This window comes from Micromonospora sp. NPDC007230 (assembly GCF_042869115.1).
Classification (GTDB): domain Bacteria; phylum Actinomycetota; class Actinomycetes; order Mycobacteriales; family Micromonosporaceae; genus Micromonospora.
The window spans coordinates 233,043-257,449 of record NZ_JBIAFE010000011.1 but is presented as its reverse complement, the minus strand read 5'-3'; the positions used below and the strand labels follow the sequence as shown (position 1 = coordinate 257,449).

Here is a 24,407-nt window from a genome sequence, read left to right as displayed (position 1 = left end):
ACCGGGGGCCTTCGTGCTGCTCGAGAGGGTCAGCTGACGCGGCGGAAGCCGGCGACCGGCATGTAGCTGATCTTGGTTACCTGGACCGGTTTGCCGGTCCGTGGCGCGTGCACCATCATGCCGTTGCCGAGATACAGGCCGACATGATGCAGGTCGCTGTAGAAGAAGACCAGGTCACCAGGGCGCGCGTCGCTGCGGGACACGGCCCGGCCCTCGTTCCACTGTGCTCCAGTGAAGTGGGTGAGGGAGATGCCCGCGGCCTTGTAGGCGTACTGGGTGAGGCCGGAGCAGTCGAAGGCGTTCGGGCCGGTGGCGCCCCACACGTACGGGTCGCCGACCTGGGCACAGGCGGTCTTGATCGCGGTCCGCGCGGCGCTGCTCACCACGCCGTCGATGGCCGGGCAGCCCGCCGGACGGATCGAGGTCACCGGCAGCATCGCGGTCAGCCGCTTGATCTCGCTGTCGATCTTCTTCTTCTTCGCCGCCAGCTCGTTGCTCTGCTTAGTCTGAGTGGCGATCAGCTCGTCCAGCTTCCGCTTCTGCCGGTTGTACTTGTCCCGGACGGCGAGCACGCTGGCGACCTGCTTCTTCTGCTCAGCGGCCAGGTGATCGAGGATGACGAGCTGCTCACCGAGGGTGCCCGGCTTGGTACTCGTCAGCAGGGCGCCGATCTCCTGCGAGGGCCCGCGCATGTAGTAGCGGGCCGCCATGTCGCCAACCTGGTTCATCGCCAGGTCCGACTGCAGCTGCAGCGGCACCATCTTCTTCTCGAGGTCGTCCGACTTCTTCTTGTTGACCTTGAGCTGGGCACGGACCTTGTTGTAGTTCTCGATGGTGGGCTCGAGCTGTTCCCACTGCTTGTCGATCTGCGCGTCGATCTCATCCACGGACGGCGCCGCGTGCGCCGGAGCCGCCAGCAGCCCGGCACCGACCGCGACGGCCGCGACCAGGGTGAGGAGACGGCGTACGACCCGGCGCGCTCCGACCGGTGGGGCGGGTGGCTGGCTCGGGGCGTGACGATGAGGGGGCATGGTTGCCACCGGCACGGACTCCTTTGCAACCGACCGCCGGGCGCCTCGCGAGAGGGGAAGTCGAGGCAGACGACCACAGCGGTCGGTGCCCCACATTAGGGAAGGCGACGGGGTGGAATCAAGGCGGCGTATCGCTATATCACGTATGCGCAACCGCTTGCACACAAACGGTGTTCAATCACTTCCCAACGATTGCCGTCAACACATCGTCGAGCGTCACCACACCCAGAGGTCGACGTCCGTCACTCACCAGGACCATGTGCCGCCGCTCGCGCCGCATCGAGAGCAACAGGTCGGCCAGCGTACGGTCGGGTGGCACCACCGCCAACGGCCGGTAGACCTCGGCGGGCACCGGCGCGCGGCGACTCGCGCCCGCGTACCCGAGCACGTCCTTCACGTGGACGAAGCCGAGCACCCGCCGGGTGGACCGTTGCACCACCGGGAACCGGGACCGGCCGGTACGGGTCGCCAGCACCTCCAGCGAGGCCGGTGACACGTCCTCGGCCACCGTGGTCACCGTCGACCAGGGTTGCAGCGCGTCCGCCGCGGTACGGCTGTGCAGGGCCAGCGCGCCGGTGATCCGGGCATGCTCCTCGGCGTCCAGCAGCCCCTCGGTCCGCGCCTGGGAGACCAGCCCGGCCAGTTCCTCCGCCGTGAACACGGTCTTCACGGCGTCCGTCGCCTCGACCCGCCACCACCGCAGCACCTGCCGGGCCGACCACTTCATGGCCAGCAGCAGCGGCTTGGTGGCCAGGCAGAACGCCAGCATCGCCGGGCCGAGCCAGAGCGCCGACGGCTCCGGACCGGCCAGGGTGATGTTCTTCGGCACCATCTCGCCGACCACGGTGTGCAGGTAGACCACCACGCCCAGGGCGATCACGAAGGCCACCGGGTGCACCCCGGAGGCGGGCAGCCCGAGCGCCTCGAACGGCGCCTCCAGCAGGTGGGCCAGCGCCGGCTCGGCGATCGCGCCGAGGCCGAGCGAGCAAACCGTGATGCCGAGCTGCGCTCCGGCGATCATCAGCGGGATCTGGTTCATCGCGGCGAGCGCCCACCGCGCGCGTTTCGAGGTCGCCGCGAGCGGCTCGATCACCGTACGGCGGGAGGCGATCAGCGCGAACTCGCTACCCACGAAGAAGGCGTTGCCGAACAGCAGCAGGACGGCGACGGCCAGCTCACTCATCGTCGTCCGGCTCCTCGGGGCGGACCACCCGGACCTGCTCGATCCGGTGCCGCTCGACCTCGACCACGGTGAACTCGTACCCGCCCGCCTCGACGGTCTCCCCGGGTACGGGGATGTGCCCGAGGCGGGCCATCAGGAAGCCGGCGAGGGTCTCGTACGGGCCCTCCGGCAGCCGGAACCCGGTCTGCTCGGCCAACTCGTCCGCGCGCAGCACGCCGTCCACCAGGACGGTCCGCTCCCCACCCGGCACGGTCAGCTCCACCGGCCCGAGCTCGTCCACCGCGTCCGGGTCGAACTCGTCGGCGATCTCCCCGACCAGCTCCTCGACCAGGTCCTCCACGGTCACCACACCGTCGGTGCCGCCGTACTCGTCGACCACGATGGCCAGGTCGGCGCCGGCCGACTTGAGGGCGGCGAGCACGCCGTCCAGGTCGAGGCTCTCCGGCACGTACACCGGTTCGCGGGCGACCGCGGCGACGGTCGTCCTCGTCCGCTGCGCCAGCGGTACGCCGAGCGCGTCCGGCACCCCGGCGACGCCGGTGACGAGGTCCAGCGTCTCCTCGTAGACGGGGAATCGGGTCCGGCCGGTCTCCCGGGACAGGTCCAGCAGCTCGGCGACGGTCGCGGTGGCCCGCAGCGCGATCACGTCCACCCGGGGCGTCATCGCCTCCGCGGCCCGCTTGTCGCCGAAGCGGATGGTGCGGCGCAGCAGCATCGCGGTGTCGGGCGGGAGTGCACCGGCCCGGGCCGAGATCGCGGCGAGCAGGCCCAGTTCCTCCGGCGACCGGGCGCTGGCCAGCTCCTCCTGCGGCTCCACCCCGAGCCGGCGGACCAGCCGGTTCGCCGAGTCGTTCAGCAACCGGATCAGCCAGCCGAAGGTCCGGGAGAAGGTCCGCATCGGCCCGGCGGTGGCGAGCGCGGCTGGCATCGGCCGGGCCAGCGCCAGGTTCTTCGGCACCAGCTCGCCGAAGAGCATCGAGATCAGCGTGGCCAGCGCGAGGGCGAGCAGCGTGCTGAACCGCTCCGCCCCGTTGAACGGGCGCAGCAGCGGGGCGAAGAGCCGGGCCAGGGCGGGTTCGGCCAGGTAGCCGGTGAGCAGCGCGGTGATGGTGATGCCGAGCTGCGCGCCGGAGAGCTGGAAGGAGAGCTCGCGCAGCGCCCGGCGTACCGTGGCGGCCCGGCCGTCGCCTTCGCCGGCCCGCCGGTCGATCTCCGCGCGGTCCACCGTGACCAGGGCGAACTCGGCCGCGACGAAGAACGCGTTGCCGGCGGTCAGCAGGACGAAGCCGACCAGGGGCAACAGCGTGGTGACCAACAGGGCATCGATGATCGGCTCACCTCGGCGCGATTCTTCCACGGCCCCGCCCGCGGCACGAGTGGGCGCGAGCCCGGGGTGGCCGGGCAGCTCTCCGACCGGGTGTTGGCCGGGCTGGTCGAGGCCGGCGTGCTCCGACGCGAGTCAGACCGGGTGCTCGGGCTCTTCCCGCGTACCCGCTATCCCTCGCCCACCGGCGGCGAGCCGGTGCCGGAGACGGAGGCCCGGCGGCGGATGCATGCCGCAGTCGTGTCCGACGGGCCGGTCGACGCGCGGACCGGCGCGCTGATCGCGCTGAGCCGGTCGGTCGGGCTGGACCGCAAACTCTTCCCGGACCTGCCGAAGGACCGGGTCAAGGCCCGGCTGGCCGAGATCACGGCCGGCGACTGGGCGTCCGCGGCGACCCGGAAGGCGATCGAGGAGACCCAGGCGGCGGTCCTCACGGCCATCACGACCGCCGTCATCGTCACCACCGCCGCCACCTAGACACGACGGCGGTGGCACCACCGGGGGCCACCGCCGTCGAGTGCCGGGCCGTCCCGGCGTACGCCTCAGCCGGCGACCGGCTCGGCTTCCTTGTCGCCCCGGGTGCCCTCCGGCTTGACCGAGCGGAGCAGCACGCTGGCGACGTCGATCACCTCGACCTGCTCCCCGGCGCCCTTGCCGTTGACCCCGTCGTTGAGCATCGTCGAGCAGAACGGGCAGCCGACCGCGATGGTCCTCGCCCCGGTGGACATGGCCTCCTCGACCCGGTCCACGTTGATCCGCTTGCCGATCTTCTCCTCCATCCACATCCGGGCACCGCCGGCACCGCAGCAGAAGGAGCGCTCGCTGTTCCGCGGCATCTCGATCAGGCCGCTGTCGCGGCCCGCACCGGAAGCGCCGGCTGCGCCACCCTGGCCGCCGCCGAGGGCAGCGCCCAACACCTCGCGCGGCGGGGTGAAGACCCGGTTGTGCCGGCCCAGGTAGCAGGGGTCGTGGTAGGTGAGGCCGCCATCCACGGGCTGCACCGGGGTGAGCTTGCCGGTGGCGACCAGGTGGGCCAGGAGCTGGGTGTGGTGAACCACCTCGAACTCGCCGCCGAGCTGGCCGTACTCGTTGCCCAGGGTGTTGAAGCAGTGCGGGCAGGTGGCGACGATCTTGCGCTTGCTCCGCTCCCGGCCCTCGAACGCCTCGTTCAGCGTCTCGACGTTCTGCTGGGCGAGCATCTGGAAGACGAACTCGTTGCCGATCCGGCGCGCCGGGTCACCGGTGCAGGTCTCGCCCTCACCGAGGATGGCGAAGGAGACGCCGGCCTCGTGCAGCAGCGTGGCGACCGCGCGGGTGGTCTTCTTGGCCCGGTCCTCGAACGCGCCGGCACAGCCGACCCAGAACAGGTACTCGAAGTCCTCGACCTCGCCGACCCGGGGCACCTCGAAGCCGAGGCCCTTGGTCCAGTCCTCCCGGGTGTTCTGCGGGGCGCCCCACGGGTTGCCCTTGTTCTCCAGGTTGCGGAGCATGACGCCGGCCTCGGACGGGAAGCTCGACTCGATCAGCACCTGGTAGCGGCGCATGTCGACGATGTGGTCGACGTGCTCGATGTCCACCGGGCACTGCTCGACGCAGGCGCCGCAGGTGGTGCAGGACCAGAGCACGTCCGGATCGATGACGCCACCGTCGGCGGCGGTGCCGATCAGCGGCCGGTCGGCCTCGGCCAGGGCCAGCACGTCGACGTTCGCCAGTTGCTCCTGGGTGGCCTTCTCCTCACCGGCCAGGTCCTTTCCGCCGCCGGCCAGCAGGTACGGCGCCTTGGCGTACGCGTGGTCGCGCAGGCTCAGCACCAGCAGCTTCGGCGACAGCGGCTTGCCGGTGTTCCACGCCGGGCACTGCGACTGGCAGCGGCCGCACTCGGTGCAGGTGCTGAAGTCCAGCAGGCCCTTCCAGGTGAACTGCTCGACCTGGGCGACGCCGAACTGGTCCTTCTCCGGGTCGGCCTCCTCGAAGTCGAGCGGCTTGCCGTCGCTCGTCATCGGCCGCAGCGGGCCGAGGCCGGAGCCGGCCGGCTTCTCCGGGTCGCGCTTGAAGAAGATGTTGGGGAACGCCAGGAAGCGGTGCCAGGCGACGCCCATGGTGACGTTCAGCGAGATCACGATGAGCCAGGTCATCGAGATGACGATCTTGACGAGCGCGGCGATGCTCACGCCGGCCGTCCAAGCCGGGAGCGCCGCGCCGACCGCGTGGCTGAGCGGGGTGGCCCAGACCGGGAACTCGAAGTGGTCGGTGGCGACCTTGAAGCCCCGGATCACGAAGCCGAAGATCAGGACCAGCAGGACGACCCACTCCACGAAGTAGCCCTGCCACATGGTGGAGCCGGTGAACCGGGACCGGTTGCCGGGCCGGTTCGGCCGGTTGCGCAGCCGGATCGCCATCAGCACCAGGATGCCGAGCAGGCCGAAGATGCCGATCAGCTCGGTGACCAGCCCGAAGATCGTCCAGTGCCCGATGATCGGCAGGCCGCCGCCGGGCGTGACCACCTCGAAGTACGCCTCGAGCACCAGCAGCGACAGCACGATGAACCCGACCATCACGAACCAGTGCGCCGCGCCCACCACGCTCCACTTGAGCATGCGGGTGTGACCGGCGGTCTCCACCAGCATCTTCGTCGTGCGGGCGCCCTTGTCGGCGAACCGCTCCGGGGCCGGTTGCCCGAGCCGGATGACGGCCACCATCTGCATGACCGCGCGCACCGCAAGCCCCACCGCCACGGCGGTGACGGCGGCCGCGAGGATCGTGGTGACGATCTGGACGCTGCCCATCGAGTTGGCCTCCCGGTCTGCTGCCTGTCGAGCGGCTCGGCAACCGCGCGGGGCTCAGGACTGGGTCGGCGTTGTGCCGCTCCCATCACCCGGACCCGACCGGTCGATGACCTCGCTCCGCTCGGTCATGCAGTGCAGCCTACGCGCAAGGTTACCCAGCAGTAACGTGAGTCATCTCGCATCCGGCCACGCCGCCCTGCCGACACCTTAGGGGGACCGGGCGCCGCCCGCCGGTCAGGGGCGTCGCGGCGTGACGTAGCCCGATGGAGCGGGTGGTGGAACCGGTCAGCGGCGGCCGCCCGGGGCAGGACTGGGCCGACGGCCCGCCCCGGTACGACGGCTTCAGGTCGCTGTGCGGCGTCAGACGCGCCGAGCTGAAGGGTCGCGGGGGGCGGGCCGGACGTCGACCGGTCAGCGCCAGCGGGAGAGCAGGATCAGCGAGGCGACCATCGCGCCGAAGCCCACCGCGAGGTTCCAGTAACCCCACGTAGCGACCGGGTACGCCTGCTCGGAGAGGTAGTACACGACCAGCCAGCCGATGCCGACGACGATCAGCGTCACGGCCGTGATCGGCAGCCAGATGGGGCTCGGCTTGCGCGTCGCAGCCGTTGCCGTGGGACGAACGTCCGTCGGCGGGGTGTACACCTTCTTCTTGCGGACCTGAGACTTGGGCACGACGCTCTCCAGAGGGGGGTACGACCTCGTCCGGCCTGACAACCGGGCGCGGGGGCGACGGTCCATGGCCAATAATGGTTCGACAGCTAGCGTAGTCCCGACGGACCGTCCAGGCCACGAATGGGGTCAGGCCAGTGCGCGGAGTGACCGAAAAGGCGGGACTTTTCGGGTCGAACACACCGGTCCGGGTCGACGCGGACCGGAACGAGACGACGGGAAAGGGAACGCCCGGTGGAGTACACGTCCGGCGCCGCCTCCTGGCAGAAGGTCCTCCGGCGGGCGGTCGCCGGCCTGCTGCCCCGACGGCCGCGGCAGCGCCGCCCGGGCTGGTCGATCGGCGTACCCCTGATCGCCGCCGCGGCGGGGCTGCTGTTCACCACGACCGCGACCACCGCCGGCGGCACGGCGCTGCGGGAGGACCGCCGCCCCCAGCTCACCCAGTTGATCGAGGATCGGCGGGAAGAGGTTGCGGCGAGCGAGAAGCAGGCCGCCGCGCTACGCGCCGAGGTCGAGGAGCAGACCGCCACGCTGGCCGACACCGACGGCCCGATCAAGGCCCAGCGCGACCGGGCCGCCGCCAGCCGGCAGGCCGCCGGGTTCACCGCGCTCACCGGCACCGGGGTCACCATCGAGCTGGACGACGCGCCCCGGCGGGCCGACCAGGCCCTGCCCAAAGGTGCCAGCAATGACGACCTGGTCGTCCACCAGGGCGATGTCCAGGCGGTCGTGAACGCGCTCTGGGCGGGTGGAGCCGAGGCGATGTCAATCATGGACGTCCGCGTCCTCAGCACCAGCGCGGTACGCTGCGTCGGTAACACCCTGCTACTGCACGGCCGGGTGTACTCCCCTCCGTTCAAGATCGTGGCAATCGGCGACCCCGCCGCTCTCCAGCGCGCGCTCGCCGCCTCCGAGGGAGTCCGGTTGTTCAGGGAAGCGGTCGACCACTACCAGCTCGGGTACAAGGAGACCGCCTCCACGGTCACCGTGCCGGCGTTCGAGGACTCGACCGCGCTCCAGTCCGCGAAGGTGCTGCAGTGAGGCCAGAGGACGCGCGGGAGCGCCACGACGACCGCGAGGGGCCGACCGCGTTCATCCCGAAGGTCGACCGGCCCGCACCGCCCCCGGCCCGACCCGCGCTCGACCTGCCCTGGCCGGAGGCGGAGGCGCCCGATGCGTCGGGCGGCCGGCCGGCCGCCCGGTTCCCGTCCCCGCCCCCGCCCTGGACCGGTGACCCACAGGCCCGCCCGCCGGCGCCCGCCGCCGGCCCGGAGCGCCGCCACCACGACCCCCGCCAGCCGGCCTCGGGCAGCTGGGCGGACACCCAGCCGGCCGGCGGCCCCGCCGAGCAGGCCAGCCGCTGGCCGGCGGACCCGGCCACCGCGGGCCCACGCACCAACACAGCCGACGACCGGTTCGACCGCCGGCCGGCGCCGCCGGACCCGTGGGGCACCGCGCCGGGCCGCTGGAGTGGCGACGACCCCACCGCCCGGCCAGGGCTCAGCACCCACACGCCCGGCCGCCGGGCCGCCGACGAGCCGAGCGCACGCCGGCCGGAGGGCCGCCCCGCCGCGCCTGGAGCCCCCGGGCCCGGCCACCGCGCGCCCGATGGCCCCGGCACCCGTCGAGCGGACGGCCCCACCGCCGCGCCCGGCCACCGCGCCTCCGACGGCCCCGACACCCGCCGGGCAGAGGGCCCCACCGGCGCGTCCGGGCTCCCTACGCACGTACCGGGCCACCGCGCCCCCGACGAGCCAGTCGCCCGCGGGTTCGACACCGCGGCGGTACGACCGGCCGCGCCGGGCGACGGGCCGACCGCGTTCATCCCCCCGGTCGGCGACCGACCCGCGCGCCGCTCCGCCGGGCACCCGTACGAGGGCCATGGCGTTCCGCCGGCCGGACGGCCCGGTCGAGACCCGGCCGGCGCCGCCCTTCGGGGCGGGTCATCGGCCGCCGGCGTACCCCGGGCGGCGGGTCCGACCGGGAGCGGCCCGGGTGGACCGGCCGGCGACGCGGCGGACCCGGCCGCGACCGCCCTGATCCCCGCTGTCCAGAACCGGCCGGCCCGGAACCCGGCCCTGGACTCGACCGCGCTGATGGGTGCGGTGCCCCCCGTCCAGGACTCCGGCGACGAGCCCGACACCCCCGCCGCGCCGCCCACGCCCCGTCGGGGCGAGCGGGTGGTGCAGCTACGCCCCGAGCAGACCGGCGAGGGCTACAAGAGCGTCTACTCGGAGCTGACCCGGCCCACCGTCGGTTCCCGCCTGCGTACCGTCGTGCGGGGCACCGGGGAACTGCTGATCACCTTCGGCCTGGTGGTGCTGCTCTTCGCCGGGTACGAGATCTGGGGCAAGACGGTGATCGTCGACGCCCACCAGAACGACCTGAACAGCCAGCTCGCCCAGGAGTGGGGGCCGACCGGGGACCCGACGGTCAGCCCGAGCGCGCCCGCCGCGAAGCCCACGCCACCGGCGGAGGGCAAGCCGGTCGCCGGGCTCTACATCCCGAAGTTCGACAAGCACTGGGTGGTGGTCGAGGGGGTCAGCCCGGCCGACATCCGGTACGCCCCCGGCCACTATCCGAAGAGCGCCATGCCGGGCCAGGTGGGCAACTTCTCCGTGGCCGGGCACCGCATCCGGGCCACCTTCTGGCGGCTGGACGAGCTCCGCACCGGTGACAACATCGTGGTGGAGTCCAAGACCGACTGGTTCGTCTACAAGGTCTACGAGCAGCGCATCGTCCGGCCGAACCAGGTCGAGGTGGTGGCCCCGGTGCCCGGCAAACCGGGCGCGAAGCCGACCGAAAAGTTGCTCACCCTGACCACCTGCAACCCCAAGTTCGACAACTACCAGCGGCTGATCATCCATGCCCGGCTGGACCGCGTGCAGGCGAAGTCGGCGGGCCGCCCGGCCGAGCTGGAAGGTTGACGATGTACGGGTGGATCTGGCGCAAACTCCCCTTCGGGCTGGCGGGCAAGCTGGCCGGCTCGGTGCTGCTCACCGCGGCGGCGGTCGCCCTGCTCTGGTTCGTGGTCTTCCCGTGGGCGGAGCCCCTGCTCCCCTTCGACGACGTGCAGGTCACCCAGGAGTCCGGCGTACCGGGTGAGGATTCGGGCGGCGAGCTCAACGACCCGGGGGTGACCCCGAGCCACGAGGAGATCCCGTACAGCACGGAGACGAACAACGCCCCGCCCACCACCCCGAACAGGTGACCCCGATGCACGTCCTGGTGATCGACAACTACGACTCGTTCGTCTTCAATCTGGTGCAGTACCTCGGCCAGCTCGGCGTGGACTGCGAAGTCCGGCGCAACGACGAGATCGACGTCGCCGAGGTGGGCCGGGTGGGCGCGGCCGGCGTGCTGCTTTCGCCCGGCCCGGGGAGCCCGGACCGGGCCGGCATCTGCCTCGACGTCATCAAGGAGTACGCCGGTGAGCTGCCCCTCTTCGGGGTCTGCCTCGGCCACCAGGCCATCGGTGAGGCGTTCGGCGCGACCGTGACCCGGGCGCCGGAGCTGCTGCACGGCAAGACCTCCGAGGTGAGCCATCACGGGGTCGGGGTGCTCGCCGGCCTGCCCGACCCGTTCACCGCCACCCGCTACCACTCCCTCGCCGTGCTGCCCGAGACCCTGCCGGAGGAGCTGGAGGTCACCGGCTGGACCGGCTCCGGCGTGGTCATGGCGATGCGGCACCGGACCCTGCCGATCGAGGGGGTCCAGTTCCACCCCGAGTCGGTGCTGACCGAGGGCGGGCACCTCATGCTGGCGAACTGGCTGGCCGCGTGCGGCTACCCGGAGGCGCTGGAGCGGGCTCCGGAACTCGCCGCCGAGGTGGACGCCCGCCGCCGGGCCGCTTTCGCCGCCGCCTGACCGTCAGCTCCCCGGCCCGGGTGCCGCCGCCCGGCTTGATCCACTCCGCTTACGCGACATCGCGGTGTCGCATGCACTCGGACGCCGCCATGTCGGCGACATTGAGTCGATCATGATGGGCCAGGGCCCGACCGAATCCGAGGCCCCGACGCACGTCGGGGCCCCGATTCGTCACTGCCTGGTGTCGCGCGCCGTCGGCGGGGTCGGGAAGGGGAACCCACCGCCGCCCCCGGTCGGCGAGCCGCTGGGGTCCGGCGTCGCGGTCGCCGAGTCGGACGGCTCCGGCTCGGGGATGTCGACATCGATGGTAACCGTGCTGCCCTTGGGGAGCTTCGTGCCCGATTTCGGGTTCTGTCGGCTCACCTTGCCGGCCTGGTCCGGCGGCACCAGATCGCCATCCCGGGTGCGTACCTCGTAGCCGGCGTCCTTCAGGCGCTTGATGGCCTGTTCCTTGGTGTAGCCACGGACATCCGGCACCTCGTTGACGTTCCCCTTGGAGACCTGCACCTTGACGGTGGAGCCCACCGGCACGCTGGTGCCCTCCTTGGGATCGACGTTTACGACGATGCCCTTGGGCAGGCCGCTGTCGACGTTCTCGGAGTCGACTTTGAGTTCAAGTTTCTTGAGCTGCTGCTCAACATTGGCGAACTGGGAGTTCTCCAACCCGGCCGGGATGGTGACCGTCTCCGGGCCGCCGCAGATCTGGAGTGTCACGACGTCACTCTTGGCCGCCTCGGCGCCCGCGCCCGGGCTCTGGCCGGCCACAGTGCCCTTCTCGCAGGAGTTGTTCTTCACCGCGTCGCCGATCACCGGGCGGAGCCCCGCCTGCTCGACCTGAGCGAACGCGATCTCCTGGCTCTTGCCCTGCAGGTCCGGGACCCGGACCGTGTCGGCGCCGGCCTGGCTGAGCCAGAGGGCGGCGGCCAGGGCGATCACCGCGAGTACGCCGAGCGCGGCGAAGGTGGCGATCACCCAGGCGGAGCTCTTGCGCTTGCGCGGGTCGCCGACCCGGGCCGGGACCTGCTGCCGGGTCTGCGGCCCCATCACCTGCGTCTGGTAGCCCCCCGCCCCGGCCGGGGCCATCGGGGCGGTCTCGTCGGCGGGCATGACCGGGGTGGCCAGCACCGGCCGGCCGGCGGCGGCACGGAGCAGGTCCGCCCGCATCTCGCCGGCGCTCTGGTAGCGGTTGAGCGGGTTCTTGGACAGCGCCTTGAGCACGATGGCGTCGACTGCGGGGTTGACGTCCGGGTTGATGCTGCTCGGCGTCGGCGGGGTCTCCCGCACGTGCTGGTACGCGACGCTGACCGGGCTGTCCCCGACGAACGGCGGGTGCCCGCAGAGCAACTCGAACAGCACGCAGCCGGCCGCGTAGACGTCGGAGCGCGCGTCGACCGCCTCACCGCGGGCCTGCTCCGGGGAGAGGTACTGCGCGGTGCCGATGACGGCGCTGGTCTGCGTCATCGTGGTGGCCCCGCTGGCCAGCGCCCGGGCGATGCCGAAGTCCATCACCTTGACCTGGCCGGTCTGGGTGAGCATGACGTTGCCGGGCTTGATGTCCCGGTGGATGATCCCGTGGCGGTGGCTGAACTCCAGCGCCGCGCACATGTCGGCGCAGATCTCCAGCGCCCGCCGCGGCTGCAGCCGGCCCTCGGCGCCCAGCACCTCCTTGAGGGTCCGCCCGTTGACGAACTCCATCACGATGAAGGGCAGCGTCTCGCCGGTCGGCGCGGTCTCCTCGCCGGTGTCGTACACGGCCACGATGGCCGGGTGGTTGAGCGAGGCGGCGTTCTGCGCCTCACGCCGGAACCGCATCTGGAAAGTGGCGTCCCGAGCCAGGTCCGCCCGGAGCATCTTGATCGCGACATCCCGACCGAGCCGGAGATCGCGACCGCGGTGCACCTCCGCCATGCCGCCGTAGCCGAGCAGCTCGCCGACCTGGTACCTGCCACCGAGCAGGCGGGCCTGCGCTGTCATCGCGTCTCTCGTCCTTCGCTCGTCGTCGTGTCGCCGCCAGCCGGCTGGAGCCGTACCTCACGACGGTACGACGTCCGGACCAGATCGTCCCCTCCGTGGGCCCGCACCGCGCCGGAGGTCACGCTCACCGGGGCAAGCCCGCCGGGATCCCCGGCCAACGTGCCCTTCTTGTACTTGTACGAAATCACGCCCGAGCAGAGCACGACCAGTATGGCCACCACGATCGCGATCACCCACCGCCCGGATCGGGACCTGCGGGGAGCCGGAGCGGCCGGCGGGCTGGCGTACCCGAGGGGGTTGGGCTGTCGGGGCGGCGGAACGGTCGCCGCGCCGCGTGGGGCCAGCGGCGGGCGGGGCTGCGGGGCGGGCGGCGCCACCGCGGCCGGCCGGGCGGCGACCGGCGGGCGGCCGGCCACCGTGGGCGGGTGGGGCTGCGGTCGCGGCGCGGCCGGGACCTGCGCCCGGGCCGCCGGCGCCGCCGACGAGGCGGGTACGGCGGAGACGGGCCCCGGACGTCCGCCGGCGCGTGCCTGCTGCGACAGGGCGAGCTTGGCCTGCCGGGCCACGCTGGCCAGGGCTGCGGCGCTGGGCCAGCGGGCCGAGGGGTCCTTTGCCAAGGCCCGCTCGACGATGGCGCGGACCTGGGGCGGGATGTCGGCGGGGAGCGGCCGGGGAGCCTCTCGGACGTGCTTCATGGCGATTTCGAGGGGATTGTCCCCCTCGAACGGCCGCCGGCCGGCGAGACACTGGTACGCGACCACGCCGAGCGCGTACACGTCGGAGGCGGGGGTGGCGACGGCGCCGGTGGCCTGCTCCGGGGAAATGTACGAGGCCGTGCCGAGCACCGAGCCGGCGGCGGTGAGCTGGCCGACCAGGTCGGAACGGGCGATCCCGAAGTCGGTGAGCACCAGCGTGCCGTTCGGCCGGACCAGCAGGTTGCCCGGCTTCACGTCGCGGTGCACGATGCCCTTCTCGTGGGCCGCGTGGAGCGCGTCGGCGGCCTGCGCCAGCAGGGCCATCGTCCGGGCGGGGGTGAGCCGCCCGACCCGGCTGAGCGTGGAGGAGAGCGCGTCGCCCTCGACGTACTCCATGACCAGGAAGGCGATCTGCTGGTCGCTGCCGAAGTCGTAGACGTCCACCACACCGGGGTGGTTGATGGTGGCCATGGTCCGCGCCTCGCCGCGGAACCGCTCGGCGAAGCCGGGCTCGTCCAGCAGGGCGGGGAGCAGGCTCTTCACGGCGACCGTACGACCCAGCACCTGGTCGGTGCCGCGCCAGACGTCGCCCATGCCACCGCTGGCGATCCGCTCGTCGAGGCGGTAGCGGTTGCCGAGCTGCACCCCTGGGCTGAGCATGTCAGCGGCCTCCGGAGCCGGCGATGGCCGCCTCCATGATCTGGCCGGCGATCCGGGCCGCCTCGGCGCTGCCGCCCTTGCCGGCCCGCTCCAGCTCCACACAGACGGCGGAGATCGGGGTGCCGTTCTTGTCCAGCGCGAAGCCGATGAACCAGCCGTGGTCGGGCGTGTCCGGGCCGGACTGGGCGGTACCGGTCTTGCCGCCGACCGTGTAGCCCTTGATGGCGGCGTTCTCGCCGGTGCCCTTCTTGACGACGCTGACCATCATGTCCTGCAGATCGGCAGCCACCTGGCCGCTCACCGGCCGGCGCAGCTCACGCGGCTTGGCGGTGTAGTAGCTGGTGGTGCGGTCCGGGGCGAGCAGCTGCTTGACCAGATACGGCCGCATCTGGCTGCCGCCGTTGGCGACCGAGGCGGCGATCAGCGCGCCCTGCAGCGGCGTCATCCGCACGTTGTTCTGCCCGATCGAGGACTGGGCCAGCGCGGCCGGGTCGGTGCCCCCGTCCGGGTTCTGCATGTCACCGGTCCGGCTGGCCGCCACCGGCAGGCCGCCCTCGTTGAGCTGCCCGACGGTGAGGTCGTCCTGCTCGAAGCCGAACTGGCGGGCCTTCTCCTTGACCTTGTCGGCCCCGAGCTTCACGCCGAGTTGGGCGAAGCCGGTGTTGCAGGAGTAGGTGACGGCGTCCTTGAGGGTCACCGGGGTGCCGGTCGGCCCGGGGCAGATGGACGCGGCGGCGTTCTTGATCGGCGAGCCTGAGGTCGGCGGGGTGTAGCTCGACCCGGCCGGGATCTCGGTCTGCGGGCCGATGCCACTCTCCAGGGCCGCCGCGGCCATCACGATCTTGAAGGTGGAGCCGGGGGGCAGGGTTTCGGACAGGGCCCGGTTGGCCAGCGGGCGGTCCGGATCCTTGTTGAGCTTGTTGTACGCCGCCTGGGCCGCCTCGGTGTCGTGGCTGACCAGCGGGTTCGGGTCGAAGCTCGGCATGGAGACCAGCGCCTGCACCGCCCCGGTACGCGGGTCGATCGCGATCGCCGCGCCCCGGGTGGCCCCGACCCGGTTGTTCTGCAGCTCCTTGAAGGCCGTCGCCTGTGCCCCCTTGGAGAGGGTCAGCAGCACGTTGCCGCCACCGGTCTTGTTCCCGGTGAACATGTCCTTCACCCGGTCGCCGATGAGCTGGTCGCTGGTGCCGGCGAGGAAATCGTTCTCGAGCTGCTCAATGCCGACGTCGCCGAGGTTGACCGGCTTGTAGCCGAGCACGTGCGCGTACATCTCGCCGTCCGGGTAGCTGCGCTGGAACTTCAGCTTCCCGCCGGTCTCCTTGCTGAGGGCGTACGCGGTGCCGCCGACCTCGATGTTGCCGCGCTTACGCTCGTACTCGGCGACCTGGACCCGACCGTTGTAGTCGCTGTTGCGGTATTCGTCGGCCTTGTAGGCCTGAATCCAGTTCAGGTTCGCGAAGAGCAGCCCGAAAAGGATCATCACGACCACGCCGACGCGGCGCAGGGGTGCGTTCACGGCCGGATCACCTCCGTGGGAGCACCGTGCAGCTGCTCGGGCGGGCCGCCGGACGGTCGCACCGCCGGGCCACCGGGCGCCACCGGTCGGCGAGCGCCGTCGGAGACCCGGAGCAGGACCGCGATGAGCAGCCAGTTCGCCATCAGCGACGAGCCACCGGCGGAGAGGAACGGGGTGGTCTGACCGGTCAGCGGGATGAGCTTGCTGATCCCGCCGACGATGACGAAGACCTGCAGGCCCAGGGTGAAGGCCAGGCCGCCGGCGAGCAGCTTGCCGAACGAGTCCCGCACCGCGAGGGCGGCCCGCAGCCCCCGCTCGACGATCAGCAGGTAGACCACGAGCAGCGCGGAGAGGCCGAAGAGCCCGATCTCCTCGCCGATGCCGGCGAAGATGAAGTCCGTCTGCACCTCGGGCAGCAGGGTCGGCTGGCCACCGCCCGGTCCGGCGCCGAAGAGGCCGCCGGTGCCGAGCGTGAGCAGACCCTGGACGAGCTGATAACCCTTGTCGTACGGGTCACCGAACGGGTCCAGCCAGATCTCCGCCCGGAGGTAGAAGTTGGCGAACGGACCGCCCACCGTGCCGCCCAGCAGGTAGGCCAGGTAGGCGCCGCCGAAGAACAGGATCAGACCGATGAGCAGCCAACTGACCCGTTCGGTGGCGATGTAGAGCGTCACCACGAACATGCCGAAGTAGAGCAGCGAGGTGCCCAGGTCCTTCTCGAAGACCAGGACCAGCAGGCTGATGATCCAGACCACCAGGACCGGCCCGAGGTCCCGCCCGCGCGGGAAGTCGATGCCGAGCACGCGCCGGCTGGCCAGCGACAGCACCTCCCGCTTGCGGACCAGGTAGTAGGCGAAGAAGGCGAGCAGGGCGAGCTTGGCGAACTCACCCGGCTGGATCGAGAACCCGCCGATCCGGATCCACAGCTTGGCGTTGTTGATCTCGGAGAACCGGGCCGGCAGCACCGCCGGGATCATCACCAGCACGATGCCGGCCAGCCCCAGGGTGTACGCGTACCGGGAGAGCGACCGGTGGTCCCGCATGATCGCCAGCAGGGCGGCGGCGAGGATCACCGCGGCGAGCGTCCAGGCAAGCTGCCGGCCGCCCGTACCGGCGAAGATGGCGAGGTGCTCCCGGTCGGCCGGGGCGGCCTGGGCCAGGTCGTAACGGCGCAGGAAGCCCACGCCGATGCCGTTGAGCAGGGCGACCGCCGGCAGCAACGCCGGGTCGGCGAAGGGCGCCAGCCAGCGGATGATCAGGTGCAGGCCGAGGAAGACCAGCCCCAGCGCGGCGGCCGGGATCCAGAAGTCCGGGGTGACCGTGTCCAGCACGGTCGCCTCGACCGTCGCCGAGTATGCCGCCACCAGCACCATGGCGAGCAGGAGCAGGGACAGCTCGGCGTTACGCCGGGACCGGGCCAGGCGCACACCAGGCTGCTCGCCCGTCGAGACGGGCGAGGTTGCCGGTACGGCGGCTGCGGTCACGGATGAGTCCTCGGGCTCGAGCCGACGGTCACTCCGGCGACCGGCAGCCTGCCGGGTCGACCGGCGGGACCGTGTCGGAGGGAGCGACGTCGGGCGTGGTGGTGGGCGCGGTCGGGGCGGTGGCCGGCGCGCTGGCGGTGGCGCTGACGGCCGGAGCCAGCGGGCTGGCCGTCCCGGTCGGGACAGCGGTCGGGGAGACGGTCGGCGTCGGGCTGGCCGCGGCCGCCGTCGGGCTGGGCGGGCAGGTCGGCTTGAGGTTCGGGTTGGCCGGGTCGTCGCTGGTCAACTCGGCCAGCCGGCGCTCGGCGTCCGGCTCGCTCTTCGCCTGGATGCCCTGCTTCACCTGCTCCTGCGCGGCCAGGGTGAGGTCGTCCAGCTTGGCCGGGCTGGTGGCGTGCACGCTCGACAGGTCGAGCCCGGCGATCTGGCCCGGCACCCCGCGGAAGACCGCGAGCTTGCCGTCCTCGGTGGCGCCGACGTAGTACTGGCGCTGGGTGTAGCTCCACCCGCCGAAGAGGCCACCGCCGAGGATGACCAGCAGCGCCAGCAGCATCGCCGCGGTACGCACCGGGCGGTACCGACGGCGTTCCGGCTCGTCCTCGCGGTCCACCGGATCCTCCGGCACGGCCGGCCGCGGCGCGGACAGGGCCGAGGCGCGGGCCGCCGGGGTGGACCCGTCCGCGGAGGTCGCCATGCCCCGGTCCCGGGCGGCGGCGCCGCCGACGATCGGGGATGCCTCGACGATGTCCTGGTCGGTGGCGTCGGCGATGATCACCGTGATGTTGTCCGGGCCGCCGCCGCGCAGGGCGAGCTGCACCAGGCGCTCGACGCACTGCTGCGGATCGGCGTACTCCCGCATCGTGTCGGCGATGGTGTCCGCGCTGACCACGCCGGACAGTCCGTCGGAGCAGATCAGGTAGCGGTCGCCGGGGAGCACCTGGCGGACGCTGTACTCCGGGTCGATGTCGCGGCCGTCCAGCGCCCGGGTGAGCAGCGACCGCTGGGGGTGGCTGCTCGCCTCCTCCGCGCTGATCCGGCCCTCGTCGACGAGCATCTGGACGTACGTGTCGTCCTTGGTGATCTGCGCGAACTCGCCGTTCCGCAGGAGATAGGCCCGCGAGTCGCCGATGTGGACCATGCCGAGCTTGCTGCCCGAGAAGAGGGTGGCGGTGAGCGTGGTGCCCATCCCCTCCAGCTGCGGGTTGGCGTCCACGGTGTCGCGGAGCTGTTGGTTGGCGGTGCCCACGGCGGAACGCAGCGCGTCGACGAGGGCGTCCCCGGGGACGTCCTCGTCGAGCGGCGCCATGGCACCGATGACGATGTTGCTGGCGACGTCACCGGCGGCCATGCCGCCCATGCCGTCGGCGACGGCGAGCAGCCGCGGCCCGGCGTAGACGGAGTCCTGGTTTCCGTCTCGGATCAGACCGCGGTCGCTGTGGGCCGCATAGCGCAGGGTCAAAGTCATGGCCGTAATTCGAGGGAGGTGCGGCCGATCCGGATCGGCACGCCGAGGGGGACGGGGGTCGGTCCGGTGACCTTAGCGCGATCCAGGTAGGTGCCGTTAGTCGATCCGAGGTCCTCGACGAACCACTGCCCGTCGCGCGGCACCAGCCGGGCGTGTCGCGCCGACGCGTAGTCGTCGGTGATGACCAGTGTCGAATCCTCGGCCCGGCCGATGGTGATCTGCGACTCGCCGAGGGTGATCCGGGTGCCGGCCAGCTGGCCGGCGGTGACCACCAGCTGGTGCGCGGCTCTGCCCCGCTTCACCTTCGCCGGCCTCGCCGCCTGCCCGGTCGAGGCCCCGACCGCGCGTGGCGCGGCCACCAGCCGACCCGACCGGGCCCCCGCGAAGAGATCTCGGCGGATCACCCCGACCACCGTGAACACGAAGATCCACAGCAGGATGAGGAACCCGAACCGGGCGACGGTGATGACGAGTTCCGGCAAGGCGGATCAGCCGTCCACGCGGAAGGTCAGGGTGGTCGTGCCCAACTGGATCATGTCGCCCGGGTTGAGGGCGACCGCGGAGACGCGCTGGCCGTTGACCATCGTGCCGTTGGTGGAGCCGAGGTCGGTCAGCACGACCTGGCCGCCGTCGAAGTCGAGCCGGGCGTGCCGCCGCGAGATGCCGACGTCGGGCAGGCGCAGGTTGGCCTGGTCGCCGCGGCCGATCACGGTCGAGCCCATCTGGAGCGGGTACGTGCGGCCGTCACCGGAGACCAGCCGGACGTTGCGGCCGCCGCCGTGCCCCGGCGGCGGGCCGTAGCCGCCACCCTGGTCGTACGACGGGTAGGCCGGGCCGGCGTCGTAGCCGCCGGGCGCGGAGACCGGCGCGACGTCGCCGCCGGTGTAGACCTCCGCGGTGACCCGGAACATCCCGGTGTCCAGCCCTTCGCCACGCTCGACCTCGACGATCACGTCGCCGTAGACCGTCCAGGCCTGCTCGCCGATGAACTCCGCCTGCGACTGGGCCAGCTCCTGGGCCAGCGCGGCGGCGTACGGCGCCAGCCGACTGTGGTCGTACGGCGAGAGATCGATCACGTAGCGGTTGGGCACCAACGTGCGCCCACCGGCCAGGATCGCCTTGTGCGCCTCGGCCTCCCGCTGCATGGCGTTGAGGATCTCCACGGGGTGGACCACCCCTTTGAAGACCTTGGCGAAGGCCCCCTCGACCAGGCCTTCCAGACGCTTCTCGAAGCGTTGCAGCACGCTCACCGGCTCCTCCTCGGGTTCCGAGGCAATGATGGTATCCGGACACCGCCTCCGCAGCTCACACGCCGCTCGGCCGGCTGCCGGCGGCCCGTTCGTGGCCGGCCCTGCGGTCGTGCTACAGTTTCGTCCGCCACGAACGGTGATCGCTCGTGGCGATGACCGGGAACAGCGTAATATGTCTCGGCACCTGCCGCAGATGGTGGGACCGGGATGAGTTACGGTGTTCCAGGTCAAGGCCACGGGGAAGTGGCGGAATGGCAGACGCGCACGGTTCAGGTCCGTGTGCCCGAAAGGGCGTGGGGGTTCAACTCCCCCCTTCCCCACCATCACGAGGGCTCCGCACATAGCGGGGCCCTCGCGCCATATCGGGGCATGCCGGACGTCACGCTATGCTCCGATGGTTTCCTTGCCCCCTATCGATCAGGAGTGGCGTGTGACTGTCGCATTGGTGACCGGTTCCGGCGGTCTGATCGGCTCTGAGGCGGCCCGGCACTTCGCGGGCCTCGGTCTCGATGTGGTCGGTATCGACAACGACATGCGGCGGTACTTCTTCGGCGAGGACGGCTCGACATCCTGGAGCCTGGACCGGCTCGCCGCCGAACTGGGCAGCGCCTACACCCACTACGCCGTGGACATCCGGGACCGGGACGGCCTGGAGCAGGTCTTCAAGAAATACGGCTCGGACATCGGCGTCGTGATCCACAGCGCCGCGCAGCCGAGCCACGACTGGGCCGCCAAGGAGCCGTACACCGACTTCGACGTGAACGCCGGCGGCACCCTCAATGTGCTGGAGAACACCCGCCGGCACGCCATCGAGGCGCCCTTCATCCACTGCTCGACCAACAAGGTCTACGGCGACCGCCCGAACAGCCTGCCCCTGGTCGAGCTGGAGACCCGGTACGAACTTCCCGAGGACCACCCCTACCACCAGGGCATCACCGAGGACATGTCGATCGACGAGTCGCTGCACTCGGTCTTCGGCGCCTCCAAGGTCGCCGCCGACGTGATGGTCCAGGAGTACGGCCGGTACTTCGACATGAGGACCGCCTGCTTCCGGGGCGGCACGCTGACCGGCCCGGCCCACTCGGCGGCCGAGCTGCACGGCTTCCTGGCCTACCTGATGCGCTGCGTCATGGAGGGCCGGACGTACAACCTCTTCGGCTACAAGGGCAAGATGGTCCGGGACGCGATCCACTCCCGAGACGTGCTGACCGCCTTCGAGGCGTTCTTCCGCGAGCCACGGTCGGCCCAGGTCTACAACCTGGGTGGCGGCCGGCATTCGAACACCTCGCACATCGAGGCGTTCCGGATCGCCGAGGAGATCACCGGCCACGAGGCGAAGATCAACTATGTCGAACAGGCCCGCACCGGCGATCACCAGTGGTACGTCAGCAGCATGGCCCGGTTCGAGGAGCACTACCCGAACTGGAAGATCACCTACGACGTACCGATGATCCTCCGCGAGATCTACGACGCGAACGTCGACAAGTGGGTGCCGAAGGCATGACCACCGGCAGCACCAAGCGGAACGTGCTCGGCGTACTCGTCGACGCGACCGACTACGCCCGGGCGACCGAGGCGGTGGTCGCGGCGGCGCAGGAGCGTCGTCCGCTGGCGCTGACCGCGCTGGCCGTGCACGGCGTGATGACCGGGGTGCTCGACCCGGCGCACAACGCCCGGCTCAACGCGTTCGACGTGGTCACCCCGGACGGGCAGCCGGTCCGCTGGGCGCTCAACCTGCTGCACGGCGCCGGGCTCACCGACCGGGTCTACGGCCCGGAGCTCACCCTCCGGGTGCTCGCCCGGTTCGCCGACGAGGGACTGCCGGTCTACCTGTACGGCTCCACGGAGGCAACCCTGTCCCGGCTGGTCCCGGCCCTCGAGCGGAAGTTTCCGGCGCTGAAGATCGCCGGAGTCGAGCCGTCCAAGTTCCGGTCCCTACAGCCGGGCGAGGATGTCGAGATCGCCGACCGGATCAAGGCCAGCGGCGCCCGGCTGGTCCTGGTCGGGCTGGGCTGCCCGCGCCAGGAGGTCTTCACGTACGCCATGCGCCCGCTGCTGGACATGCCGCTGATGGCGGTCGGCGCGGCGTTCGACTACCACGCCGGCCTGCTGCGCAACCCGCCGCCGTGGATGCAGCGGGCCGGGCTGGAGTGGTTCTGGCGGCTCGGGCTGGAGCCGAAGCGGCTCTGGCGCCGGTACGTGATCCTCAACCCGGCCTACCTGGCCCGGCTGACCGCGCAGAAGACCGGCCTGTGGAAGGCGGCCCCGCCGGCACCGGCCACCCAGCGCCCCGCCGGCTTCGACGTCTGACGCCGGAATCGGTCCGCCGGCACCTCGAAGCAGGAGCCGGCAACGACGTCCGGCGGCCACCGCGAGGTGACCGCCGGACGCCGGTGGGAAGGTTGGCTCAGGAGACGTTGACCGCGGTGTCGTCGATCACGAAGGACGTCTGCAGGGAGATGTCCTCGCTGCCGGTGAACTTCAGCGTGACGGTCTGCCCGGCGTACGCGGCCAGGGAGAACGACTTCTGGCTGTACCCGGCGGCCTTGTTCAGGTTCGAGTAGGTCGCCAGGGTCGCCAGCACCGTGCCGGAGGAGTTGAGCACCTGCACCCGCAGCGTGTCGTACGCCGTGGTGGTGGTCGACTCGGCGCTGTCGATGTGCAGCCAGAAGGAGAAGTTGTACGACGAGCAGCCGGCCGGCAGGCTCACCGCCTGCGACAGCGTGTCGGTGTGGGTGGTGCCGTAACCGTCCAGCCAGGCGTTCCAGGTGCCGCCGTGGGTCGGCTGACCGCTGCCGCCGTACTGGCCGATGACACCCGACGAGGCCGCCCAGACCGTGTTACCCGACTCGAAACCGGGGTTACCCAGCTTCTGCCCGGCACCCGTGCAGCCGCCACCGCTGCCCACGGTGAGCGTGTAGGTCGCCGTCTTCGTGCCCGACGCGGCCGTACCGCTGATCGTCACCGGGTAGCTGCCGGCCGGGGTGCTGGTCGAGGTGGTGATGGTGAGGGTGGACGAGCCGCCGGAGGTCACCGTGGCCGGGTTGAACGAGGCGCTGGCGCCGGTCGGCAGGCCGCTCGCGGAGAGGCTGACCGACTGGGCCGAGCCGCTGGTGGTGGCGGTGCTGACGGTGGCCGTCACCGAGCCGCCCGGTGCGGTGGAGCCGGACGTCGGCGACACCGAGACGGAGAAGTCGTTGGTCGGCGTGCCGTTGACCACGTAGAGCAGCTTGTTGGGTGAGCCGGTCCCCGGGTTGGTCACCACGCCACTGGTGGCGTTGTTCACCAGGTAGTCGCGGACCTGCTGGGGCGTCCAGGACGGGTTGGCGCTGGCCACCAGCGCCGCCGCGCCGACCACGTGCGGGGTCGCCATCGACGTGCCGCTGATCGTGTTGCTGGCGGTGTCGCTGGTGTTCCAGGCGGAGGTGATCGACGAGCCTGGCGCGAAGATGTCCAGGCAGGTGCCGATGTTGGAGAACGACGAGCGGGCGTCGGTGTTGGTCGTCGAGCCGACCGTGATCGCCTCGGTGACCCGGGCCGGCGAGGTGTTGCAGGCGTTCGCACCGGTGTCGTTGCCGGCCGCCAGGCCGTAGGTGATGCCGGCGTTGACCGAGTTGCGCACCGCCGTGTCGAGGGTCGTGTCCACGCCGCCGCCGAGGCTCATGTTGGCCACCGCGGGCTTGACCGCGTTCTGAGTCACCCAGTTGACACCGGAGACGACCCCGGCGGTGGTGCCGCTGCCGGCGCAGTTGAGCACCTTGACCGCGATCAGCTGCACGCCCTTGGCCACCCCGTAGGACGAACCGCCGACGGTGCCCGCGACGTGGGTGCCGTGGCCGTTGCAGTCGGTGTTGTTGGTGTCGACGGTGTTGGTGCCCCAGCTGGCCCGGCCGCCGAAGTCGCTGTGCGTGGTCCGGATGCCGGTGTCGATGATGTACGCCCGGACGTTGGTGGCCGTGTTCGGGTAGGTGTAGGAGCTGTTCAGCGGCAGGTTCCGCTGGTCGATCCGGTCCAGGCCCCAGGACGGCGGGTTGGTCTGGGTGCCGGCGATCGAGATGACGTGGTTCTGTTCCACGTACGCGACCGCGGGATCGGCGGCGATCCGCGCGGCGGCCGGTGCACCGACCCGGATCTCGAAGCCGCGCAGCGCGGCCGTCCAGGTCCGCGCGACGGTGCCGCCGTGCCGGGCGGTCAGCCGCTGCGCGGTGTCGCCGACGCCCGTGGCGGCGACGGCGCTGTCCTTGAAAACGACGAGGTAGCTGTCGGCCACCGCGGTGGCACCGCCAGCGTTCCGGATCACTCCGCGGGATTCGGCGGCCAGTGCGGGCGTGGCCGCCGTGATCATTGCCAAGGCGGTTACGCCGACGAGTACGGACCTGTGTGGGAGACCCATCTCCCTACCTCCCTCCGACCGGCGCAGGTCGGCCCGCCGGGGACAGGCAGATCGACGTCGACCGATCGAGAAGAGGGTAGATCGAGGAGCCGGCAATGTGAAGATGT

20 protein-coding genes and 1 tRNA gene are annotated in these 24,407 nt (G+C 71.5%); 8 read left to right on the top strand and 13 right to left on the bottom strand.

The window, feature by feature from the left end:
- Positions 1–29: 29 nt before the first annotated feature.
- From ACFYML_RS18340 to ACFYML_RS18330, 3 genes are all read right to left on the bottom strand, one after another.
- Entirely contained in the window at positions 30–1,031 is a 1,002-nt protein-coding gene (locus ACFYML_RS18340) for a C40 family peptidase (protein WP_387421714.1), read from the bottom strand.
- A 178-nt stretch (positions 1,032–1,209) separates the two neighbouring features.
- Entirely contained in the window at positions 1,210–2,214 is a 1,005-nt protein-coding gene (locus ACFYML_RS18335; protein WP_387421713.1) for a hemolysin family protein, read from the bottom strand.
- The gene (locus ACFYML_RS18330; protein WP_387421733.1) at positions 2,207–3,514 is read right to left on the bottom strand and encodes a hemolysin family protein; all 1,308 of its coding nucleotides are present in this window, start codon (positions 3,512–3,514) and stop codon (positions 2,207–2,209) included. The genes ACFYML_RS18335 and ACFYML_RS18330 overlap by 8 nt, the downstream gene beginning before the upstream one ends.
- 93 nt (positions 3,515–3,607) lie before the next feature.
- Between ACFYML_RS18330 and ACFYML_RS18325 the strand changes: the two genes are divergently transcribed.
- Positions 3,608–4,015, top strand: a complete 408-nt coding sequence (locus ACFYML_RS18325; RefSeq protein ID WP_387421712.1) for a GPP34 family phosphoprotein — start codon at positions 3,608–3,610, stop codon at positions 4,013–4,015.
- A gap of 65 nt (positions 4,016–4,080) precedes the next feature.
- Here the strand turns inward: ACFYML_RS18325 and ACFYML_RS18320 are convergent, their stop codons facing one another.
- Both ACFYML_RS18320 and ACFYML_RS18315 read right to left on the bottom strand, forming a co-directional pair.
- Complete coding sequence (locus ACFYML_RS18320) at positions 4,081–6,324, bottom strand: heterodisulfide reductase-related iron-sulfur binding cluster (RefSeq protein ID WP_387421711.1); 2,244 nt, start codon at positions 6,322–6,324, stop codon at positions 4,081–4,083.
- Between the two features lie 411 nt (positions 6,325–6,735).
- On the bottom strand, positions 6,736–6,999 hold the full coding sequence (locus ACFYML_RS18315; RefSeq protein ID WP_387421710.1) for a cell division protein CrgA: 264 nt from the start codon (positions 6,997–6,999) through the stop codon (positions 6,736–6,738).
- A gap of 231 nt (positions 7,000–7,230) precedes the next feature.
- Here ACFYML_RS18315 and ACFYML_RS18310 point away from each other — a divergent pair, with 231 nt between their 5' ends.
- From ACFYML_RS18310 to ACFYML_RS18295, 4 genes are read left to right on the top strand one after another with little or no spacing between them, the layout of a single operon-like run.
- A complete protein-coding gene (locus tag ACFYML_RS18310; RefSeq protein WP_387421709.1) occupies positions 7,231–8,037 on the top strand; it encodes a DUF881 domain-containing protein in 807 nt (268 codons plus the stop codon).
- Positions 8,034–9,923 carry a class E sortase gene (locus ACFYML_RS18305; RefSeq protein WP_387421708.1) on the top strand — a complete coding sequence of 630 codons (1,890 nt, stop codon included), beginning with the start codon at positions 8,034–8,036 and terminating at the stop codon, positions 9,921–9,923. The genes ACFYML_RS18310 and ACFYML_RS18305 overlap by 4 nt, the downstream gene beginning before the upstream one ends.
- 2 nt (positions 9,924–9,925) lie before the next feature.
- Positions 9,926–10,207, top strand: a complete 282-nt coding sequence (locus tag ACFYML_RS18300) for a hypothetical protein (protein ID WP_387421707.1) — start codon at positions 9,926–9,928, stop codon at positions 10,205–10,207.
- Positions 10,208–10,212: 5 nt separating this feature from the next.
- Positions 10,213–10,863 (top strand): aminodeoxychorismate/anthranilate synthase component II, encoded by a 651-nt coding sequence (locus ACFYML_RS18295; RefSeq protein WP_387421706.1) that lies wholly within the window; start codon positions 10,213–10,215, stop codon positions 10,861–10,863.
- Between the two features lie 171 nt (positions 10,864–11,034).
- Here the strand turns inward: ACFYML_RS18295 and pknB are convergent, their stop codons facing one another.
- The 7 genes from pknB to ACFYML_RS18260 all read right to left on the bottom strand — a co-directional run bounded on the left by pknB (position 11,035) and on the right by ACFYML_RS18260 (position 19,907).
- Positions 11,035–12,837: a Stk1 family PASTA domain-containing Ser/Thr kinase gene (pknB, locus tag ACFYML_RS18290; RefSeq protein ID WP_387421705.1), complete on the bottom strand. Its 1,803-nt coding sequence runs from the start codon at positions 12,835–12,837 to the stop codon at positions 11,035–11,037.
- On the bottom strand, positions 12,834–14,192 hold the full coding sequence (locus ACFYML_RS18285; protein ID WP_387421704.1) for a serine/threonine-protein kinase: 1,359 nt from the start codon (positions 14,190–14,192) through the stop codon (positions 12,834–12,836). Before ACFYML_RS18285 ends, pknB begins: the two co-directional genes overlap by 4 nt.
- 1 nt (position 14,193) lies before the next feature.
- On the bottom strand, positions 14,194–15,708 hold the full coding sequence (locus ACFYML_RS18280) for a peptidoglycan D,D-transpeptidase FtsI family protein (protein WP_387421703.1): 1,515 nt from the start codon (positions 15,706–15,708) through the stop codon (positions 14,194–14,196).
- Entirely contained in the window at positions 15,705–17,135 is a 1,431-nt protein-coding gene (locus ACFYML_RS18275) for an FtsW/RodA/SpoVE family cell cycle protein (RefSeq protein WP_387421732.1), read from the bottom strand. The genes ACFYML_RS18280 and ACFYML_RS18275 overlap by 4 nt, the downstream gene beginning before the upstream one ends.
- 85 nt (positions 17,136–17,220) lie before the next feature.
- A complete protein-coding gene (locus ACFYML_RS18270; protein WP_387421702.1) occupies positions 17,221–18,657 on the bottom strand; it encodes a protein phosphatase 2C domain-containing protein in 1,437 nt (478 codons plus the stop codon).
- Positions 18,654–19,139 carry an FHA domain-containing protein gene (locus ACFYML_RS18265; RefSeq protein WP_357434490.1) on the bottom strand — a complete coding sequence of 162 codons (486 nt, stop codon included), beginning with the start codon at positions 19,137–19,139 and terminating at the stop codon, positions 18,654–18,656. The genes ACFYML_RS18270 and ACFYML_RS18265 overlap by 4 nt, the downstream gene beginning before the upstream one ends.
- Before the next feature lie 6 nt (positions 19,140–19,145).
- Positions 19,146–19,907 carry a DUF3662 and FHA domain-containing protein gene (locus tag ACFYML_RS18260; RefSeq protein ID WP_073836910.1) on the bottom strand — a complete coding sequence of 254 codons (762 nt, stop codon included), beginning with the start codon at positions 19,905–19,907 and terminating at the stop codon, positions 19,146–19,148.
- A gap of 237 nt (positions 19,908–20,144) precedes the next feature.
- On the opposite strand from ACFYML_RS18260, the gene ACFYML_RS18255 reads away from it, so the two are divergent.
- The 3 genes from ACFYML_RS18255 to ACFYML_RS18245 all read left to right on the top strand — a co-directional run bounded on the left by ACFYML_RS18255 (position 20,145) and on the right by ACFYML_RS18245 (position 22,217).
- Positions 20,145–20,230, top strand: a tRNA-Leu gene (locus ACFYML_RS18255).
- A gap of 107 nt (positions 20,231–20,337) precedes the next feature.
- Positions 20,338–21,411: an NAD-dependent epimerase/dehydratase family protein gene (locus ACFYML_RS18250; protein ID WP_073836911.1), complete on the top strand. Its 1,074-nt coding sequence runs from the start codon at positions 20,338–20,340 to the stop codon at positions 21,409–21,411.
- A complete protein-coding gene (locus ACFYML_RS18245; protein WP_357434489.1) occupies positions 21,408–22,217 on the top strand; it encodes a WecB/TagA/CpsF family glycosyltransferase in 810 nt (269 codons plus the stop codon). The genes ACFYML_RS18250 and ACFYML_RS18245 overlap by 4 nt, the downstream gene beginning before the upstream one ends.
- Positions 22,218–22,314: 97 nt before the next feature.
- On the opposite strand, the gene ACFYML_RS18240 is transcribed toward ACFYML_RS18245, so the two are convergent.
- Positions 22,315–24,300 (bottom strand): S8 family serine peptidase, encoded by a 1,986-nt coding sequence (locus ACFYML_RS18240; protein WP_387421701.1) that lies wholly within the window; start codon positions 24,298–24,300, stop codon positions 22,315–22,317.
- Positions 24,301–24,407 lie beyond the last annotated feature (107 nt).